Source organism: Symbiopectobacterium sp., from assembly GCF_047692315.1.
Lineage (GTDB): Bacteria > Pseudomonadota > Gammaproteobacteria > Enterobacterales > Enterobacteriaceae > Symbiopectobacterium.
The window spans coordinates 254,476-274,053 of the sequence record NZ_JBLLJS010000012.1 but is presented as its reverse complement, the minus strand read 5'-3'; the positions used below and the strand labels follow the sequence as shown (position 1 = coordinate 274,053).

Sequence of the window (19,578 nt, the reverse complement as noted above, 5' to 3'; positions counted from 1 at the left end):
TGCACGGGGGGCGATGCGCTATGACGATTATTCTCGGCATCGACCCCGGTTCGCGTGTTACCGGATATGGCATTATCCGCCAGCAGGGGCGTCAGCTCAGCTATATCGGCAGTGGCTGCATTCGCACTGGTGTGGACGATCTCCCGACACGATTGAAACTGATCTATGCCGGGGTGAGCGAAATCATCACCCAGTTTCAGCCCGATTGTCTGGCGATAGAGCAAGTTTTTATGGCCAAAAATGCAGACTCAGCCCTGAAATTGGGGCAGGCGCGCGGTGTGGCTATTGTTGCGGGCGTCAACCAAGGGTTACCAATTTTTGAATATGCCGCGCGACAGGTTAAACAAACCGTGGTCGGCACCGGGGCGGCAGAAAAAAGCCAGGTGCAGCACATGGTGCGTACCTTGCTGAAACTGTCAGCGAACCCGCAGGCGGATGCCGCAGATGCGCTGGCCATTGCCATTACCCATTGTCATTTGAGTCAGAATTTGGTGCGCATCGGCCCCAGCAGGTTGAATTTAGCGCGTGGGCGATTGCGTTGAACATCAAGCTGGATATTCATCCAGCTTTTTTATGCTATAAGCTAGCAAAAAAGTTTTAACGTAACGAAAAGGAAGGTCAATGTGATTGGTCGTCTCAGAGGCATCATTCTGGAAAAACAACCGCCGCAGGTACTGATCGAAGTCAACGGGGTTGGCTATGAAGTCCATATGCCGATGACCTGCTTTTATGAACTTCCTGATTTGAATCAGGAAGCGGTTATTTTTACCCAGTTTGTGGTGCGTGAAGATGCACAGTTGTTGTTTGGCTTCAACAATAAACAAGAGCGTGCTCTATTTCGTGAGCTGATTAAAACCAACGGTGTCGGGCCGAAACTGGCGCTGGCAATCCTCTCAGGGATGTCTGCGCAGCAATTCGTGAGCGCCGTGGAACGCGAAGAGATTGCCACGTTGATCAAATTGCCCGGCGTTGGCAAAAAAACAGCGGAGCGGTTGGTGGTAGAAATGAAGGATCGCTTCAAAGGGATGAGCGGGGACTTGTTTAACCCGGCGACGATTGATGTTCCGCTCAGCAGTTCAACACCCGCAGCGGACCCTGCGGAGGATCCGGAGAGTGAAGCGGCCTCTGCACTGGTGGCCTTGGGATACAAGCCACAAGAAGCTAGCCGGATGGTTTCCAAAATCGCTCGACCCGGTGCGGATTGTGAGACGCTGATCCGTGACGCCCTGCGCGCCGCACTGTAAGGGGACTGCCATGATTGAAGCTGACCGCCTGATCTCCGCGCAGGAAATACCCGAAGAAGAGGTCATTGACCGTGCGATCCGCCCACGCATGCTGGCCGAATACGTTGGGCAACCTCAGGTGCGCGAGCAGATGGAGATTTTCATCGAGGCGGCGCGCAAACGGGGTGATGCGCTTGATCATCTGTTGATTTTTGGTCCGCCCGGCTTGGGAAAAACCACGCTCGCCAATATTGTCGCTAATGAGATGAACGTTAATCTGCGTACTACGTCGGGTCCGGTGTTGGAGAAAGCGGGAGATTTGGCCGCGCTGTTGACCAACCTTGAACCGCACGATGTACTGTTTATTGATGAAATCCATCGCTTATCGCCCGTGGTAGAAGAAGTGCTCTATCCCGCGATGGAAGACTACCAGTTGGATATCATGATAGGTGAGGGGCCGGCGGCGCGCTCAATCAAGCTCGATCTTCCCCTGTTTACCCTGATAGGTGCGACGACCCGGGCTGGATCGCTAACGTCGCCACTGCGCGATCGCTTTGGTATTGTGCAACGACTTGAATTCTATAAAGTTGAAGATTTACAGCATATTGTTGGCCGCAGCGCGGCTTGCCTGGGGTTGGATCTCACGGACGACGGCGCGTTGGAAGTCGCACGTCGTTCTCGCGGAACGCCGCGTATTGCTAATCGGTTGTTGCGCCGCGTCCGTGATTACTCAGAAGTAAAATCAAGTGGTGCCATTGACGCTGGGATAGCGATGCAGGCGCTGGATATGCTGGCCGTAGACACGGAAGGGTTTGATTATATGGATCGCAAATTGCTGCTGGCGATCATCGATAAATTTACCGGTGGACCGGTGGGGCTGGATAATCTGGCGGCGGCTATCGGTGAAGAGCGCGAAACCATTGAAGATGTGCTGGAACCCTACCTGATTCAACAAGGTTTTATTCAGCGTACGCCACGCGGGCGTATTGCCACCGTGCACGCGTATCGCCATTTTGGTATTGATAAAGCATAACCCGCCTTCAGGCGGGTTGCTTGCGCACCAGACTCAACATAAACAGGAACGAGGCGCACAGCACCACAGAAGGGCCGGCAGGGGTGTTATACAAGGCTGAAAAGATTAACCCACCTGTCACCGCGAATATACCCAGAACCACCGCCAGACCCGCCATCTGCTCCGGCGTGCGCGCAAAGCGGCGCGCGGTGGCGGCTGGAATGATCAGCAATGAGGTGATGATCAGCGCACCCACAAATTTCATCGCTAATCCGATAGTCAACGCGGTCACCAACATCAAGATCAAACGCGTGCGCTGTAAATTGACGTCATCGACGTGTGCCAACTCTTGGCTGATGGTCATTGAGAGCAGCGAACGCCATTGCCAGCACATGATGGCGATCACCACCAGTACGCCAGGCCCAATCAGCCATAAATCTTGCGTGGTTACGGACAGTAGATCGCCAAAACAGATAGGCCATTAAATCAACGCGAATGTTGTTCATCAGGCTGACGACCACTAACCCCAGCGACAGTGCACTGTGCGCCATGATGCCAAGCAGCGTATCGATGGCAAGATAAGGGCGACGCTCTAACCACACCAACCCTAGCGCCAGTAACAGCGTCACCATAATAACGGCATAATAGACGTTGATATCTAACAGAAAACCCATAGCAACGCCCAGAAGAGAGGCGTGGGCCAGAGTATCACCAAAGTAAGACATCCGCCGCCATACCACAAATGAGCCGAGCGGGCCTGCTGCGCACGCCAGAAAAATACCGGCCAGCCAACCGGGAAGCAAAATGTCAATCATGCGTCGTTGCCGCCCTGTCGTTGTAAAATAACGCGTCCGTTCAAATCGTGACGATGATTATGATGATGGCGATATACCGCAAGCTGTTCTGCGCCGCGTGGGCCAAACATGGCAAGAAATTGAGGATGCATAGACACCACTTCCGGTGCGCCGGAGCAGCACACATGCTGATTAAGGCACAGCACTTCGTCCGTCTTGGCCATTACCAGATGCAAGTCGTGCGATACCATCAACACACCACAGTTAAACTCCTGCCGCAATTGGTTGATAAGATCGTACAGCGCCAGTTGGCCATTGACCGTCGGCTCATCCAATACCAGCAACTGGGGTTGATTCAGCAAGGCCCGTGCCAGTAGTACACGCTGTGTCTCCCCACCAGAAAGCTTTTGCATCGGTTGTTCCAACAAATGGGCGGCCTGAACGCTCTTGAGCGCGGGCAAGATATGCTGCTGCTTAACGCCGGGACGTAAACGCATAAAGCGGCCAACGGTCAGGGGTAGGGTGGCATCCAGATGCAGTTTTTGCGGCACGTAGCCAATGCGTAAATTCGGTTGTTTGTGCAGCGTGCCTGCCGTAGGGGAAAGCAATCCGAGCACAACGCGTACCAGCAGCGTGGATTTCCCTGAGCCATTTGGCCCAAGCAGCGTGAGAATGCGGCCCGATTGCAGGTTCAGCGAAATGTCGCTGAGCACGTTATGTTCACCAAAGGCGACGGAAATGCGATCGAGCGAAACGAGTGTAGACATAAAATTCAGTTTGCAGAGTGTCTGTGACGTTATAATTACAAAATTAACGGTAAATGAATGAGAAAACGTGCATGCAATCCAGCTACCCACCGAAAAAATGGTTAAATGAACAAAAATTGAAAGCCCTGTTTACCGCAGGCGCGCTATTCTTTGCTGGCATGAGTGCTATAAGTGCTCAGGCGGCGGTCGTCAGCTCCGTTCGTCCTCTTGGGTTTATCGCGGCCGCTATCGCAGACGGAGTAACGTCCACTGAGGTGTTATTGCCCGATGGCGCATCGACCCACGATTATGCCTTGCGCCCAAGCGATGTCCAGCGTTTTACAGTCGGCAGAGCTGATTATTTGGGTCGGCCCGGAAATGGAAGCCTTTTTAACCAAACAACTGGCACCCCATGCAGCATCGCAGCAGATTGCATTGGCGCATTCAGCGTGCACTGATAAAAGAAAATGAACACCATGGAGAAGAGCACGCTGATGAAGCCGGACACGAGCATCATGAATCTGCGGATCATGACGAAGATGACCATCAACACGTTCATGGCAGCGTTGAATCGCATCACGATCATGCAGCCGATGAGGCCGCTGACGAGCATGAAGGGCACCATCATGGCGAGTACAATATGCACATTTGGCTGTCGCCTGAGATGGCAATCGCAATTCACGCAAAATTATTGGAACTAATGCCACAAAAGAAGGACAAACTAGACGCGAATCTGCTTAATTTTACAGATCAACTCGCGCAGACAGAAGAAAAAGTTGTTAATATGCTTACGCCTGTGAAGGGGAAGAGCTACTTCGTGTTCCACGATGCCTATGGGTATTTTGAAAAGCGTTTCGGGTTAAGCCCGCTAGGCTATTTCACTATTAACCCCGCCATTCAACCCGGCGCACAGCATTTACACCAAATACGAACACAACTGGTTGAGCAGAAGGCCGTATGCGTCTTTGCTGAGCCGCAATTCAGGCCAGCGGTTATCAACGCTGTTGCCAAAGGAACGGAGGGTACGCACTGGCGTACTGGATCCATTGGGAAGCAACATCGCGCTAAGTAAGGACAGTTATGCCGAGTTTCTGTTACAACTGTCTGATCAGTATAGCCGCTGCCTGGAGAAGAGATCATGAGGATGCCGATAAGTGCAGCAGATAGTCCGAACTATCGCTATAGCGTATAACAACTTGCCGCGACCCCATCGCATTATGCTGGGGTCGTTAAGTGTCATCACCCTGGCCATTGCCGTTTGGCGACCCGTCGTTTATCCCCCCGCTGATGATACGCCCGTTACTGTCAAAGAGGTGCCTTCAAGCACCGTTCCCCCTCAAGCACAAACTGTTATGCAACCGCAGACGTTAACGCCTGAGGCCAGTGAGCCCATGGACAGCGAAAGCATTGAGCAACCCACGCCGCCAGTGGAAATTCCGGCAGACGAGCTGGGCACCACCGGCAGTGATGACAGCAGCGTGCACGAATATGTGGTTTCGACCGGTGATACCTTGAGCAGTATCTTGACTCAGTACGGTATTGATATGGCTGACGTGTCCCTGCTGGCCGATAAACACGATGACTTACGTAACCTCAAAATTGGACAGCAACTCTCTTGGGCGGTCAATGATGAGGGTGAGTTGCAAAGTTTGACATGGCAGATGTCACGTCGCGAAACCCGCATCTATGAGCGTGGTGCTAACGCTTTTAAAGAACGTGTCGAGATGCAGAAGGGTGAGTGGCATAATCGCGTTATCAACGGCCGCCTCAGTGGTAGTTTTGTGCAGAGTGCTAAAGCGGCGGGATTGACAGACAGTGAAGTCAATGCGGTGATCAAGGCGCTGCAATGGCAGCTTGATTTCCGTAAGCTACGTAAGGACGATAATTTCTCGGTATTGCTGTCGCGGGAAATTCTCGATGGTCGCAACGAACAGAGTGAATTGATCGGTGTTCGCCTCAATACCGGTGATAAAGACTACTTTGCTATCCGCGCAGCGGACGGCAAGTTCTACGATCGGGAAGGCTCTGGCTTAACCCGTGGGTTCATGCGTTTTCCCACTATGAAGCAGTTCCGTGTCTCTTCTAACTTTAACCCGCGCCGCCTTAATCCGGTGACTGGGCGTGTGACTCCACATCGTGGTGTGGATTTTTCCATGCTAGTGGGCACTCCCGTATTGTCGGTCGGGGATGGTGAAGTGGTGGCTGCATCGCATGGGCCGGATACCGGCAACTACGTCGAGATTCGTCACGGGCGCCAGTATACCACGCGTTATATGCACCTGAATCGGCTGTTGGTGAAGCCGGGGCAGAAGGTTAAACGCGGTGACCGTATCGCGCTATCGGGCAACACAGGGCGTTCTACTGGGCCGCATTTGCATTATGAGTTCTGGATCAACCAGCAAGCGGTTAACCCGCTGACGGCGAAACTGCCGCGTTCGGAAGGGTTGGCTGGCCAGGAACGTCGTGAGTATCTGGCGCAGGTGAGAGAGGTTACACCACAGCTCAAGTTTAATTGATACTCGGCCTGTTTTTCCTTCAGCCGACAGCTTGCTGTCGGCTGTTTTATTTATATCAGCCACACACTGACAGGGAAGATGATTACAAAACCTGAGCGGACAATTATCATTACCCCATGTTGTATTTGAAGAGTTAAGGCATGAATACAGAGAAAAAAAATACCGCCGAGTTTATTCCTGAGTTCAAACGCGAATTTTATCTGCCGCGTTATTGGGGGGTATGGCTAGCCGCAGGAGCCATGGCGGCAACAGCCTATGTGCCTGCCCGTTGGCGCGATCCGGTATTGGGCAAGTTAGGCAAACTGGTAGGCCGGTTTGCTAAAGGGGCGAGAAGACGCGCCCGTATCAATCTGCTTTATTGTTTTCCTGAACTGTCGGAATCAAAGCGGGAAACGATTATCGACAGGATGTTCGCTACTGCGCCGCAGGCGATGGTCATGATGGCCGAAGTGGCCGTGTGTGGCCCTAAGCATGTACAGAAAAAGTTGCGCTGGCACGGCTGGGAAACGGTTGAAGCGCTTCAGGCGCAAGAACGTAATATTATCTTTTTGGTCCCCCACGGCTGGGGCGTCGATATTCCCGCCATGCTAATTTCTGCCAGGGGCCAAAAAATTGCGGCAATGATGCATAACCAAAAAAATCCACTGGTGGATTACCTGTGGAACAGCGCGCGCCTTTGCACCAATGGCCGTGTTCATGCGCGAAACGATGGCATCAAGCCGTTTGTCAGCTCCATTCGAAATGGTTACTGGGGCTATTATTTGCCTGATCAGGATCATGGTCCTGAACACAGTGAATTCGTTGATTTTTTTGCCACCTATAAGGCTACTTTGCCTGCTATTGGTCGCTTGATGAAGGTTTGTAAAGCGTCAGTGGTGCCTTTGTTCCCAGTGTATAACGCCGCAGAAGGGATGCTGGATGTGGTGATTCGTCCACCGATGGATGATTTGCTTGACGCTGATGACGTGCGTATTGCGCGTCGTATGAATGAAGAAGTCGAGCAATTGGTCAGCCCCAATCCTGAACAGTACACCTGGATTTTGAAGATATTGAAAACCCGCAAACCCGGAGAAATAGAACCCTACTGTCGGGATGAACTGTTTCGCGACTAACGTATCCCATATCTTTGCTGTAACAGACGTGTGCTGTAGTTCGCGCCTGTTACAGCGTATCGCGTTTTTCCCTTCTGCTTTCCCAACGCTGCCATCGCCAAATTACGTGTTTTTTAATTATAATAAAAATTTTTTAACGTGAACCCTCAAGTGTATCAATAACATGTCGATAACCTTAACGCATGAGGTGTTACACAAGCATGGACGATCACGGCCTGCAGGTTGACTTGCGCGGTTTCCTCGCAAGGAAGCATGGATTTGGTTCACACCAGTGAACCCCTAATCATTACCTTTCCAGGGCTGATATTATGAATTTTATCCGCGATACTAAAATAAGAACCATGCTGGTGCTTATCCTAATCCTGTTTTCCTTGCTGTGGGGCGGTGTTTCTGCTTTTGCGCTCTATTCGCTCAGCCAGCTTAACGATGAAATTGATCTCACCAACGTACAGCAAATTAACGGCAATATTATTAACGGCGCCAGTGGTCAATATTACCGTGCGAAAAGTGCGTTGGATCGCGCTGCTGAAGCGAAAACCAGCAACAATCCAACTTTACTCGCCACTGAATTGCGCACGGCAGAAGAAGAGTTGGCCCGTCTAAAACAGGGGCTGGAAACCTTTAAGGTGACCAATCACGCCAATATCAATAACGTCACGGTAGATGAGATCTATAACAGCTCCTATCGGCTGTTTAGTCAGGCGATGGTCCCCATGTATGAGGCATTGAAAGGCGATCGACCAGATACGTTTCAACAACTCTCGAGCGGACCATACCGTGAACTGCGCCGTGATTTCACCACCGTCATCGATAAATACAACGCGGTTATCGCAGGTTTAAAAGAGCAGGCGTATCAGCGGTTTGGGTTGAGTGGTGCAAGCGTATCTTGATTGCGGCACTGACAGTAGGGGCTGTTCGTCGATCGCTATCTGGCAGCATTTGTGGTTCGCCCGTTGGAGCGCATCCAGCAGCACCTGCAAATATTGGCGGAAGGTATCTTGCACACACCGTTGGAATCGATGGGGAAAAACTGTGTGGGTAAGCTGGCTCCTTTTGTTCAGCAGATGCAAAGTAACTGGGTTAAGACTGTCTCGGATATTCGCGGTAGTGCTGAAGAAATTTACCGCAGCGCCGGGGAAATTGCGTCGGGTAACACCGATCTGTCATCGCGCACCGAAGAGCAGGCTTCCGCGTTAGAGCAAACGGCAGCCAGCATGCATGGAGCAATTGAGTGCAGTGGTAAAACAAACGCGGATAACGCTAATCAGGCAAGTCTGGTCGCCAAGAACGCTTCTCAGACCGCAAATGAAGGTGGAGACATTGTCAACGACGTGATCAAAACCATGAGCACCATCAGCGGCAGCTCGCAAAAAATTGCCGACATTATTACCGTCATCAATGGCATTGCGTTTCAGACCAACATCCTGGCGTTGAACGCGGCGGTTGAAGCGGCACGTGCAGGCGAACAAGGCCGTGGCTTCGCGGTGGTTGCGGGAGAAGTGCGCAATCTGGCTCAGCGTAGTGCTCAGGCTGCGAAAGAGATTGAAACCCTGATTGATGAGTCAGTGAATAACGTCAAGATCGGTTCCGATCAAGTTGCACTGGCTGGCAGTGCCATGGAGAATATCGTTAAAGCGGTGACCAGCGTGACGGATATCATGGGAGAGATTGCTTCTGCCTCGAGTGAACAGAGCAAAGGGATCAGCCAGGTCGGTCAGGCCGTGGTGGAAATGGACAGCGTGACCCAGCAGAACGCGGCACTGGTAGAACAATCAGCATCCGCCTCTGCGTCGCTGGAAGAGCAGGCGCGTTATTTGAATCAGATTGTCTCTATTTTCCAACTGGCAACGGTTGCATCTGCGCCAAAAGCCGTTGCGGTACGTAAACCTATGGCGACATCCCCGGTCCCTGTATTAACCGCGCAGAAAGCTGCACCTAAAACCGAAGGCAATTGGGAAACGTTCTAAGTTAGCCTCGCCTGCGTTGCAATTTGGCAGCAACAAAAAAAAGCCCCTGACTCAGGGGCTTTTTATCAGACAAATAGCAGGTAGTTATTCTACTCGCAGGATACGGCAGGTGTTGGTGGTGCCTACCGTACTCATTACGTCGCCTTGAGTGACGATAACCAGATCGCCGGACATCAGGAAACCTTTGTCACGTAGACGAATGACGGCATCGTTAGCGGCGGCAACTCCGTCGGTATAGCTGTCAAAATGCACCGGTGTAACACCACGGTAGAGCGCAGTGAGATTCAGTGTGTGCTCATGGCGTGACATGGCGAAAATTGGCAAACCGGAACTGATACGAGACATCATTAGCGCGGTGCGGCCAGACTCGGTCATGGCGATAATCGCGGTAACGCCTTCCAGGTGATTCGCGGCATACATCGTGGACATCGCAATGGATTCTTCGATGTTATCGAATTGCACATCCAGACGGTGCTTGGAAACATTGATACTCGGGATTTTTTCTGCGCCCAGACAAACGCTAGCCATTGCGGCGACAGTTTCAGCCGGGTACTGACCGGCTGCGGTTTCCGCTGACAACATCACCGCATCGGTACCATCCAAAACTGCGTTGGCGACGTCCATCACCTCGGCACGCGTTGGCATCGGGTTAGTGATCATCGACTCCATCATCTGCGTGGCGGTGATGACAGCACGGTTTAACTGGCGAGCCCGGCGGATCAGTTTCTTCTGAATACCTACCAGCTCCGGGTCACCAATTTCTACACCCAGATCGCCACGCGCGACCATCACCACGTCAGACGCCAGAATGATGTCATCCATGGCTTCATCTGTGGCGACGGCTTCGGCACGTTCTACCTTGGAAACGATTTTCGCCTGACTGCCCGCATCGCTTGCCAGACGGCGCGCGTAATTGAGGTCTTCACCGCAGCGTGGGAAAGACACCGCCAGATAATCGACGCCAATCTTGGCCGCTGTGATGATATCTGCTTTATCTTTTTCAGTTAAGGCTTCGGCAGACAGACCACCACCGAGCTTGTTAATCCCTTTATTGTTGGAAAGTGGGCCGCCAACGGTCACTTCGGTAAAGACCTTCATGCCGTCCACGCTCAATACTTTTAACTGCACGCGGCCATCGTCAAGCAACAAAATATCACCCGGTACCACGTCAGCAGGTAAGCCTTTATAGTCGATGCCGACTTTTTCTTTATCGCCTTCACCTTTGCCGAGGTTGGCGTCCAGCAGGAATTTGTCGCCAACATTCAGGAAGACTTTGCCTTCTTTAAAGGTGGAAACGCGAATTTTTGGCCCCTGGAGGTCGCCCAGAATTGCCACATGGCGGCCAAATTTTGCTGCGATTTCACGCACTTTGTCCGCACGCAACTGATGATCTTCGGGCGTACCATGCGAAAAATTCAGGCGGACTACGTTAGCGCCTGCGGCAATGACCTTTTCCAGATTATTGTCGCGGTCGGTAGCTGGCCCGAGCGTAGTGACGATTTTGGTTCTTCTGAGCCGTCTGGACATGTATAACTCCGTTGACTTGTGAAGCAATAGTGAAGTGATTAATATCGAACCGCGCGCTATAGCATCAGGTAAATATCAAACGCGGCCCGCATCCGTGGTTAAGTACGGGTGGCTATACCGGGCAATGGCTCATGTATAGCAGCCATTGTTCCTTAAGGATAGCCAACCCTTCCCCTTGTTATGGTTATCATGTTGGGTAAGTCATTAAATACAAACGCATTGTGCCAACAAAACAATATTTTAATAAAACGAATGTTTATATAAACACAAAAAAACAAAAACATGTGTTTAGTGCTAGTTACCGTAAGAGGGTCCAAAACGATCGCCCTTATCAAAGCGCGATTCCTGTAATGCTTCCTTGACGCGCTTTAAGTTATCCCTGAATTTGGCGCCACGGCGTAGAGTAAACCCGGTTGCCAGTACGTCAATCAGCGTTAATTGAGCGATACGGGACACCATTGGCATGTAGACATCAGTATCTTCCGGAACATCAACGCGTAGCGTCAGGGAAGCCTCGCGGGCGAGGGGGCTTTCGCCTGACGTAATAGCGATAACGGCCGCATCGTTTTCCCGCGTTAACTGCGCCATTTCAACCAGACTTTTTGTCCTGCCTGTGTGGGAGATAAGTACCACGACATCCCCATCGCTGGAGTTCATGCAGCTCATGCGCTGCATGACAATGTCGTTAAAGTAAACGACAGGAATATTAAAGCGGAAGAATTTGTTCATCGCATCATGCGCAACGGCGGCAGAGGCACCAAAACCGAAAAACGAAATTTTTTTCGCCTGCGTCAGAAGATCCACAGCACGATTGACGGCGGTAATATCCAGATTTGATTTAGCGTGCTCTAGCCCCGCCATGGTGGATTCAAAAATTTTGCTGGTATAGGAATCGACGCTGTCATCTTCATCGACGTTACGGTTAACATACGGCGTGCCATTGGCGATGCTTTGCGCCAGATGAAGCTTGAAATCAGGAAATCCTTTGGTTTCCAAACGGCGGCAGAACCGATTGACGGTGGGCTCGCTCACGTCCGCCATTCCAGCCAGTGTGGCAATACTGGAATGGATAGCCGTGTGGGGCGCCGCCAAAATTACCTCTGCCACTTTTCGTTCTGACTTGCTGAGGAGCTCAAGGTGGCTCAGAATTTTGTCCAGCATGTTCATATAATGAGACCATGTGTGGTTTTGTCGATTTCAACCAGAGGGAAACCGATGCAGAATTCATGGGAATATACTACGCCCCTTGCCGGGTTGGCAGGGAAAACTACGTGAGGCCGCGCATTTTTTTCTAAGAACATGACGTGTGTCTAACTTTCAAAAAAGTAACCGACTGTCAGAAAAGACAGAAAATTTCTCTTTTGGAGGAGTGCTTAAACCGTTTCAGTCATTCATACAGTGGGTTTTTTCACGATTACGTGATGCTCAATGTGAAACTTAATGACATTTATTGACGGGTTTACGGGTCCTAGTCAAAAAGAGTACATTATTGTTGTAATAAAATTACAGCATCCTGCAACGAGGAGATGAACATGGCGGTAACTTCAACAGCCCAGGCGTGTGATCTGGTTATTTTCGGTGCGAAAGGCGATTTGGCGCGCCGTAAATTGCTGCCGTCTCTGTATCAATTGGAAAAAGCCGGTCATATTCATCCGGATACGCGCATCATTGGCGTGGGCCGCGCTGAGTGGGATAAGGAAAAATACGTTAGCGTAGTGCGCGAAGCGCTGGACACCTTTATGAAGGAGTCTATCGATGACGGGCTGTGGCAAACGCTGAGCGGTCGACTGGATTTTTGTAATCTGGATGTGCAGGATACCGCGGGTTTTAAACGGTTGGGCAAAATGCTCGATCAAAAGACCCGTACCACCATCAACTATTTCGCCATGCCACCCAGCACCTTTGGCGCAATCTGCCGCGGGTTGGGTGAAGCGGGGCTGAATAAATCGCCGTCGCGCGTGGTGATGGAAAAACCGCTGGGATCGGATCTGGCCTCTTCGCGCGAGATCAACGATCAGGTCGCGGAGTATTTCGACGAATGTCAGGTGTACCGTATTGACCACTATCTGGGCAAAGAGACGGTACTCAACTTGCTGGCGTTGCGTTTTGCCAACTCGCTGTTTTCCGCCAACTGGGATCACCGCACCATCGACCATGTGCAGATTACCGTAGCGGAAGAAGTTGGCATTGAAGGTCGCTGGGGCTATTTCGATCAGGCTGGGCAGATGCGCGACATGATCCAAAACCATCTGTTGCAGATTCTGACCATGATTGCCATGTCGCCGCCGTCGGATTTAAGCACCGACCGTATTCGCGATGAGAAAGTGAAAGTGCTGCGTTCACTGCGCCGTATCGATCGTTCAAACGTGCATGAAACAACGGTGCGTGGTCAATATACCGGTGGTTTTGTGCAAGGCCATAAAGTGCCGGGTTACCTGGAAGAAGAGGGTGCCAACAAAAGCAGTAACACGGAGACCTTCGTCGCAATCCGCGTCGATATTGACAACTGGCGTTGGGCGGGCGTGCCGTTCTATCTGAGCACCGGCAAGCGTTTGCCGACCAAGTGCTCGGAAGTGGTAGTCTATTTCAAAAACCCTGCGTTGAACCTGTTCCATGATTCTTATCAGCAGTTGCCGCAGAATAAATTGATTATCCGTTTGCAACCGGATGAAGGTGTCGAAATCCAGATCTTGAACAAAATCCCTGGGTTAGAGCACAAACATCGTCTGCAAACCGTGAAGCTGGATTTGAGCTTCTCCGAAACCTTCAATCAACAGCATCTGGCAGATGCCTACGAGCGTCTGTTACTGGAAACCATGCGCGGTATCCAGGCACTGTTTGTGCGCCGTGATGAGACGGAAGAGGCCTGGAAATGGGTAGATTCCATCATGGAAGCCTGGGCGATGGATAACGATGCTCCGAAACCGTATCAGGCAGGCACCTGGGGGCCGGTGGCCTCTGTCGCCATGATCACGCGTGATGGCCGTTCATGGAATGAAGTGGAATAAGTCGTTGGCTTCTGCCGCCCTCGACAGCGTGCGGTAGTGCCCGGTAATAGATTGAATTTTTTTTTTGTAATGTTTGGCTAACACGGTGCGGTCGGACGTCTGCTTTTGGCAGATCCCTGTGGCAGGGGCGCGCTATATGACTAATGATGCCTCAGGGCATGACAGGAGATGATGACTGATGAAAAACTGGAAAACGAGCGCAGAGCAAATTTTGACCACGGATCCTGTGGTTCCAGTAATTGTGGTTAACAAACTGGAACACGCAGTGCCGATGGCGAAAGCGCTGGTAGCGGGTGGCGTTCGCGTTCTGGAAATGACGTTGCGTACTGACTGCGCAGTAGACGCGATCTGCGCCATTGCCAAAGAAGTGCCTGACGCGATTGTTGGTGCGGGTACGGTAACCAATCCGCAGCAGTTGGCCGATGTTATCGCCGCTGGCGCACAGTTCGCCATCAGCCCCGGTTTGACCGAGCCGTTGCTGAAAGCTGCCGTTGAAGGCCCGATTGCGTTGATTCCGGGTATCAGCACCGTTTCTGAACTGATGCTAGGTATGGACTACGGTTTGCGTGAGTTCAAATTCTTCCCGGCGGAAGCGAACGGTGGTGTGAAAGCATTGCAAGCGATTGCCGGTCCGGTTCTCCCAGATTCGTTTCTGCCCGACCGGCGGTATCTCGCTGAAAAACTACCGCGATTACCTGGCACTGAAAAGCGTACTGTGCGTGGGCGGTTCTTGGTTGGTGCCGAACGATGCACTGGAAAGTGGTGACTACGCGCGTATTACCGAGTTGGCTCGTGAAGCTGTCGCTGTCGCAACGGCGTAACACGTTGTTAATACGAAAGAGCCACGCAGTGCGTGGCTCTTTTTTTGCCGCAGAGGATGATTATCCGGTCACTTTTACTGCACTTGCGACAGAGACGGCCAGCGCCACGGCATCCTCAATGTTCTGTGCCATTGCCAGTGCTACGCCCATACGGCGTTTACCTGCGATATCCGGCTTGGCAAACAGGCGGATTTGCGTCCCGGGACGCAGGGCTTCTTCTAACTCACTGTAGCTGACGTCATCGCTCACCAACTCGGGCAAGATAACGGCAGAGGCAGCAGGTCCATATTGCCTTACTGCGCAGACAGGCAAGCCAAGAAATGCGCGCACGTGCAGGGCAAATTCTGAAAGGTCCTGCGAGATCAGCGTTACCATGACGGTATCATGCGGACGCGGCGACACTTCGCTGAAAATAACCTCATCACCACATACAAATAGCTCTACACCGAACAGATCATAACCCCCCAGCGCGGTGACCACATCGCGGGCGATCTGCTGCGCACGCGCCAGAGCAAGGTCGCTCATCTGCTGTGGCTGCCATGACTCGCGGTAGTCGCCGTCCTCCTGTCGGTGGCCGATAGGCGCGCAGAAGTGAACACCATCACTGGCGCTGACAGTTAATAACGTGATTTCAAAATCAAAATTGACCAGACCTTCCACGATCACCTTACCGCCGCCTGCGCGTCCACCTTCTTGTGCGTATTTCCAGGCTTGATCCCGTTGTTCTTCACGGCGAATCAAACTTTGCCCTTTACCTGATGAACTCATGACCGGCTTGACGATACAGGGGTAACCGATTTCAGCAATAGCTCGCTGAAATGCGTCTTCGCTTGCTGCAAAACGGTAGGAAGAGGTGGGCAAGTTCAGCGTTTCCGCCGCCAGACGGCGAATGCCTTCACGGTTCATGGTCAGGCGCGTGGCTTTAGCGCAAGGCACAACATGATGGCCTTCCTGTTTCAATATCTCCAGCATATCAGTGGCAATCGCTTCCATTTCCGGCACGATGTAATCGGGACGTTCGAGCTCAATAATGGCACGTAAGGCAGCACCATCCAGCATGTTAATGACGTGGCTGCGGTGAGCGATATGCATGGCGGGGGCATTGGCATAACGGTCGACGCCGATCACCTCCACGCCTAAACGCTGGCACTCCTATCGCCACTTCTTTACCCAGTTCTCCACAACCTAATAACATTACGCGTGTTGCGCCTGTGCATAGCGCTGTTCCAACCGTTAACATCATGCTTTCCCGCTCTGTATTGACATGGCGCGCAGTATAAACGAAAACGTTTGCGTACGCATTAATGGCAAAGCGGCCAGAGGCAATCCGCAATAAATACACCGTGGGTGACAGTGCCTCTTGGATTTATCAATGAATCGTGCCACGGTTTTCTTTCCAGAAAACAGGATGGCACGCAATGAAAGCACCACAAGCAGAAAAACGTCCACACTTCCTTACGACCCACGGTGATTCGCGCGTCGATAGCTACTACTGGCTACGTGACGATACGCGTGAAGATCCGGCCGTATTGTCTTACCTTCAAGCTGAGAATGCGTATTGCGCTGCGCATATGCAACCTTATGAAGCGCTCAAGGAAACGCTGTATCAGGAGAGGAGATGGTGGCGAGGATCCCGGCTCAGGATGCGTCAGTGCCTTACGTTAAACGCGGTTATCGCTATCAGACGCGCTATGAACCTGACAAAGAGTATGCAATCTATGTGCGTCAACCAGCGTCAGAAACGGGACACTGGAAGTTGTTGCTGGATGAAAATGAGCGTGCGGCAGACAGTGAATTCTATAACCTGGGGGGCGCTCTCGGTTAGCCCAGACAATCGTCTGCTGGCTTTGGCCGAAGATAAGGTATCTCGCCGTCAGTATGATATTCGTTTTCGCGATTTGAACACCGGTGAGTGGTTGCCGGAGGTAATTGAGCAGGTTTCGGCCAATATGCAGTGGAATGCCGGTGCCTAGGCCATTTACTATGTGCGTAAGCACCCGCAGACGCTGTTGCCCTATCAGGTTTATCTGCACCGTATCGGTGATGATATCGGCAATGACCGCTTAGTGTATGAAGAGCAAGATGATACCTATTACGTCGGCCTGGGAGAAACGACCTCTGAGGACTATATCGTCATTGGGGAATCTGCACTAAAAACGCTGGTGGCACCTCATGCCAGTCGTGTGCTGGAGAGCTTCGAGCTGTTCCGTGATTGGCTGGTGTTGGAGGAGCGGGAACTCGGGTTAACCGGTCTGCGTCAGATTCATTGGCAGACTGGCGAGGAAAAAAACATCCGCTTTAACGATCCCAGCTATGTTACCTGGCTTGCGTATAACCCGACGCCAGAGACTGCTTTACTGCGTTTCGGCTATTCGTCAATGACGACACCGACTTCGCTGTACGAGGTTGATTTGGACAGCGGTGAGCAGCATTTGCTTAAACAGGCCGAAGTCAAACAGTTTGCCTCCTCTGATTATTGCAGTGAGCGTCTGTGGATTCGCGTGCGTGATGGCGTTGACGTTCCTGTGTCATTAGTCTGTCGCCGTGACAGTTATCAGCCTGGCAACAACCCGTTACTGGTGTATGGCTATCGTGCTTATGGCAGCAGCATGGAGCCCGATTTTAGCGTAAGCCGCCTTAGTTTGTTGGACGGAGGTTTTGTTTTTGCATTGACCCACATCCGCGGTGGGGGGGAACTTGGCCAGTAATGGTATGACGATGGCCGCCTGCTCAACAAAATGCACTCCTTTACTGACTTCATCGATATCTCGCGTGCATTGGTAGCGCAGGGGGGCGGTTGTCAATCAGGCTCCTGAGTTGTTTAAAGGTGTGGTAGCGCAGGTCCCGTTTGTGGATGTGCTCACTACCATGCTAGATGAATCAATACTGCTGACCACGGGAGAATATGATGAATGGGGTAACCCCGAAGAGAAGCGCTATTATGACTACATCAAAGGCTACAGCCCTTATGACAATATCAGTGCTCAGGCTTATCCGCATCTGCTGGTAACCACCGGGTTGCACGATTCGCAAGTTCAGTACTGGGAACCGGCCAAATGGGTGGCGAAGCTACGTGAACTGAAAACCGACAATAACCTGTTATTGCTGCTGACGGATATGGATGCTGGGCACGGAGGAAAGTCAGGGCGATTCAAACAATACGAAGACATTGCGCTGGAATACGCATTTTTACTGATGGTCGAAGATAAGTTGTAAGAGAAGGGGCTGTGTGCTTGAGTAATCCCGCTGAGTGCGGGATTACCCGTTCAGCGCATTAAGGCATCAGCTCACAGTATCTGTTTGCTGAGCACGTTTGGACCGTTTCTCTGCCCGTTTCTCCGCAGCCGTTTTCAACGGTTTCTTTTTGCTGTTTTTCTTGCTGTCCATGCCTTTACTCATTTGATTTGCCTCTCTCGGTAAAAGGTGGTGTGCCTCACTATTAACCGCCTGTTGGGCATAATACGCAAGTGAAAAAATGTGCAATGGACATCAAATTTCGGGCTATTTCGCCTTGGGTTCGTAAGGCAGGCGCGAGAACTGCAACGATTGTTGGCGATAGAACGCAATACGCTCGTGAAAGTAGTCACGCAGGTGCTCTGGTTGCTCTCTCTCTACGACTTCGGGAATGACAGGCATGTTGTAGCGTTCTTTGAACGTCACGCCGGATGCCGCGAGATCAACATTCACTCTCTCCATCTCTTGGGCAGAGAGGTTAGCCAGATTGTACGCCATTGTTCTCATCCTCAGGGCTGTGCTCTTGAAAATGTATAATACCATTTTTTGTGAACCACGCCCATCTGCGCATGTGCAACTGAATAACGATAAACAAGAATTATTATTTTTTATGTTTTCTATTCTGCACGAGAAATGTTTTTTGTTAATTGTTTTGCATAACAGTCATTGAAACAAAAACCATTCTCAATTAAACGAATTTAATTACATTTAAATGAAATTGAAAATTGTTATCAATTGGTTTATTTATATGATATTTATGTCTTTATTTTAATCTTGAGATATTATGATAATAAGATGTTTTTTATTTTTTAACAGCAAGGCATAATGAAAAAATTGACTCGCCTGCCGAAAAGAGGGAATGTGAAATGCTTAAGAAAGAGATGATTCAAAAACTAAACGACCAGCTAAACCTGGAATTCTATTCCGCTAATTTATACCTGCAAATGAGCGCATGGTGTGGTGATAAAGGTTTTGAAGGCGCATCAGCATTTCTGAAATCACATTCGCAAGAAGAGATGGAACATATGCAACGTCTCTTTAATTATCTGGATGATACTGGCAGCATGCCAGTTCTGGGCGCTATTGCAGCGCCGCCGGTTGATTTTGCCTCGCTGGCTGATGTATTCGAGCAAACTTATGAGCACGAACAGTTAATTACGCAAAAAATCAATGAGCTTGCTCATGCCGCAATGACGCAGCAAGACTATTCAACCTTCAACTTCTTGCAATGGTATGTTGCTGAACAGCATGAAGAAGAAAAACTGTTCAAATCCATTCTCGACAAGCTGGCATTGGTCAGTGCGGCACAAGGGGGTCTGTTCTTTATCGACCAGGATCTGAAGAAAATGACGGCTGTACCCGCACAACAGTGATGCTTTGAAAGGCTCCCCTTCAGGCTAAAAATGCTAGTCAGCTTGAAGGGGATTGTTTTAACACACGCCGAAATTGCCTTCTTCTCGGTAAAGCGAGACGCTATCGGCGCTGACTTCTATCTCTTTTTCAATCTGATCGTCAATTCTGGCACAATAACTAGTGTATCGTCCTTAACGCTAAGAACCCGCATTCGTGGTCCGCCGGTTTTGCTTTGAACGATATCTCCAGGTTTAAACATCACAGC

At 51.0% G+C, this 19,578-nt stretch carries 11 protein-coding genes and 7 pseudogenes; 11 read left to right on the top strand and 7 right to left on the bottom strand.

The genetic code is table 11. The features are described 5' to 3' along the window. Positions 1-20: 20 nt before the first annotated feature. The 3 genes from ruvC to ruvB all read left to right on the top strand — a co-directional run bounded on the left by ruvC (position 21) and on the right by ruvB (position 2,256). Complete coding sequence (ruvC, locus tag ACMZI0_RS05630; RefSeq protein ID WP_415672225.1) at positions 21-542, top strand: crossover junction endodeoxyribonuclease RuvC; 522 nt, start codon at positions 21-23, stop codon at positions 540-542. Positions 543-623: 81 nt separating this feature from the next. Then, on the top strand, positions 624-1,244 hold the full coding sequence (ruvA, locus tag ACMZI0_RS05625) for a Holliday junction branch migration protein RuvA (RefSeq protein ID WP_415672224.1): 621 nt from the start codon (positions 624-626) through the stop codon (positions 1,242-1,244). A 10-nt stretch (positions 1,245-1,254) separates the two neighbouring features. Then, positions 1,255-2,256 (top strand): Holliday junction branch migration DNA helicase RuvB, encoded by a 1,002-nt coding sequence (ruvB, locus tag ACMZI0_RS05620; protein WP_415672223.1) that lies wholly within the window; start codon positions 1,255-1,257, stop codon positions 2,254-2,256. 7 nt (positions 2,257-2,263) lie between these two features. Here the strand turns inward: ruvB and znuB are convergent. Both znuB and znuC read right to left on the bottom strand, forming a co-directional pair. Then, a pseudogene (gene znuB, locus ACMZI0_RS05615) lies at positions 2,264-3,050 on the bottom strand (zinc ABC transporter permease subunit ZnuB). Continuing rightward, the gene (znuC, locus tag ACMZI0_RS05610; protein WP_415672222.1) at positions 3,047-3,796 is read right to left on the bottom strand and encodes a zinc ABC transporter ATP-binding protein ZnuC; all 750 of its coding nucleotides are present in this window, start codon (positions 3,794-3,796) and stop codon (positions 3,047-3,049) included. The pseudogene znuB and the gene znuC overlap by 4 nt, the downstream one beginning before the upstream one ends. Positions 3,797-3,867: 71 nt before the next feature. Between znuC and znuA the strand changes: the two are divergent. The 4 genes and pseudogenes from znuA (at position 3,868) to ACMZI0_RS05590 (ending at position 9,370) form a co-directional block, all read left to right on the top strand. After that, positions 3,868-4,917, top strand: a pseudogene (znuA, locus tag ACMZI0_RS05605) (zinc ABC transporter substrate-binding protein ZnuA). A 12-nt stretch (positions 4,918-4,929) separates the two neighbouring features. Continuing rightward, entirely contained in the window at positions 4,930-6,291 is a 1,362-nt protein-coding gene (gene mepM, locus ACMZI0_RS05600) for a murein DD-endopeptidase MepM (protein ID WP_415672221.1), read from the top strand. Positions 6,292-6,431: 140 nt separating this feature from the next. Next, complete coding sequence (gene lpxM, locus ACMZI0_RS05595) at positions 6,432-7,403, top strand: lauroyl-Kdo(2)-lipid IV(A) myristoyltransferase (RefSeq protein ID WP_415672220.1); 972 nt, start codon at positions 6,432-6,434, stop codon at positions 7,401-7,403. 308 nt (positions 7,404-7,711) lie between these two features. Next, a pseudogene (locus ACMZI0_RS05590) lies at positions 7,712-9,370 on the top strand (methyl-accepting chemotaxis protein). 84 nt (positions 9,371-9,454) lie between these two features. On the opposite strand, the gene pyk reads toward ACMZI0_RS05590, so the two are convergent. After that, positions 9,455-10,897, bottom strand: coding sequence for a pyruvate kinase (gene pyk / locus ACMZI0_RS05585; protein ID WP_415672219.1), 1,443 nt, complete (start codon positions 10,895-10,897; stop codon positions 9,455-9,457). A gap of 294 nt (positions 10,898-11,191) precedes the next feature. Further along, positions 11,192-12,064 carry a MurR/RpiR family transcriptional regulator gene (locus ACMZI0_RS05580; RefSeq protein ID WP_415672218.1) on the bottom strand — a complete coding sequence of 291 codons (873 nt, stop codon included), beginning with the start codon at positions 12,062-12,064 and terminating at the stop codon, positions 11,192-11,194. 365 nt (positions 12,065-12,429) lie between these two features. On the opposite strand from ACMZI0_RS05580, the gene zwf reads away from it, so the two are divergent. Both zwf and ACMZI0_RS05570 read left to right on the top strand, forming a co-directional pair. Then, positions 12,430-13,905 (top strand): glucose-6-phosphate dehydrogenase, encoded by a 1,476-nt coding sequence (zwf, locus tag ACMZI0_RS05575; protein WP_415672217.1) that lies wholly within the window; start codon positions 12,430-12,432, stop codon positions 13,903-13,905. A gap of 178 nt (positions 13,906-14,083) precedes the next feature. Continuing rightward, positions 14,084-14,726, top strand: a pseudogene (locus tag ACMZI0_RS05570) (bifunctional 4-hydroxy-2-oxoglutarate aldolase/2-dehydro-3-deoxy-phosphogluconate aldolase). Positions 14,727-14,786: 60 nt separating this feature from the next. Here the strand turns inward: ACMZI0_RS05570 and purT are convergent. Continuing rightward, positions 14,787-15,966, bottom strand: a pseudogene (gene purT, locus ACMZI0_RS05565) (formate-dependent phosphoribosylglycinamide formyltransferase). Positions 15,967-16,144: 178 nt separating this feature from the next. On the opposite strand from purT, the pseudogene ACMZI0_RS05560 reads away from it, so the two are divergent. Beyond that, a pseudogene (locus ACMZI0_RS05560) lies at positions 16,145-17,942 on the top strand (S9 family peptidase). A 285-nt stretch (positions 17,943-18,227) separates the two neighbouring features. Here ACMZI0_RS05560 and ACMZI0_RS05555 read toward each other — a convergent pair. Then, positions 18,228-18,458 carry a DNA polymerase III subunit theta gene (locus ACMZI0_RS05555; protein WP_415672216.1) on the bottom strand — a complete coding sequence of 77 codons (231 nt, stop codon included), beginning with the start codon at positions 18,456-18,458 and terminating at the stop codon, positions 18,228-18,230. Positions 18,459-18,826: 368 nt separating this feature from the next. Between ACMZI0_RS05555 and ftnA the strand changes: the two genes are divergently transcribed. Next, positions 18,827-19,333: a non-heme ferritin gene (ftnA, locus tag ACMZI0_RS05550; RefSeq protein ID WP_415672215.1), complete on the top strand. Its 507-nt coding sequence runs from the start codon at positions 18,827-18,829 to the stop codon at positions 19,331-19,333. 57 nt (positions 19,334-19,390) lie between these two features. Here the strand turns inward: ftnA and ACMZI0_RS05545 are convergent. After that, positions 19,391-19,572, bottom strand: a pseudogene (locus ACMZI0_RS05545) (DUF2158 domain-containing protein). Between the last annotated feature and the right edge of the window lie 6 nt (positions 19,573-19,578).

Bases quoted from the DNA above. Each gene is read 5' to 3' on its own strand.
- pyk (WP_415672219.1), bottom strand. From the start codon at position 10,897: ATGTCCAGACGGCTCAGAAGAACCAAAATCGTCACTACGCTCGGGCCA.
- ruvC (WP_415672225.1), top strand. From the start codon at position 21: ATGACGATTATTCTCGGCATCGACCCCGGTTCGCGTGTTACCGGATAT.
- ACMZI0_RS05555 (WP_415672216.1), bottom strand. From the start codon at position 18,458: ATGGCGTACAATCTGGCTAACCTCTCTGCCCAAGAGATGGAGAGAGTG.
- ftnA (WP_415672215.1), top strand. From the start codon at position 18,827: ATGCTTAAGAAAGAGATGATTCAAAAACTAAACGACCAGCTAAACCTG.
- znuC (WP_415672222.1), bottom strand. From the start codon at position 3,796: ATGTCTACACTCGTTTCGCTCGATCGCATTTCCGTCGCCTTTGGTGAA.
- ACMZI0_RS05580 (WP_415672218.1), bottom strand. From the start codon at position 12,064: ATGAACATGCTGGACAAAATTCTGAGCCACCTTGAGCTCCTCAGCAAG.
- ruvB (WP_415672223.1), top strand. From the start codon at position 1,255: ATGATTGAAGCTGACCGCCTGATCTCCGCGCAGGAAATACCCGAAGAA.
- zwf (WP_415672217.1), top strand. From the start codon at position 12,430: ATGGCGGTAACTTCAACAGCCCAGGCGTGTGATCTGGTTATTTTCGGT.
- lpxM (WP_415672220.1), top strand. From the start codon at position 6,432: ATGAATACAGAGAAAAAAAATACCGCCGAGTTTATTCCTGAGTTCAAA.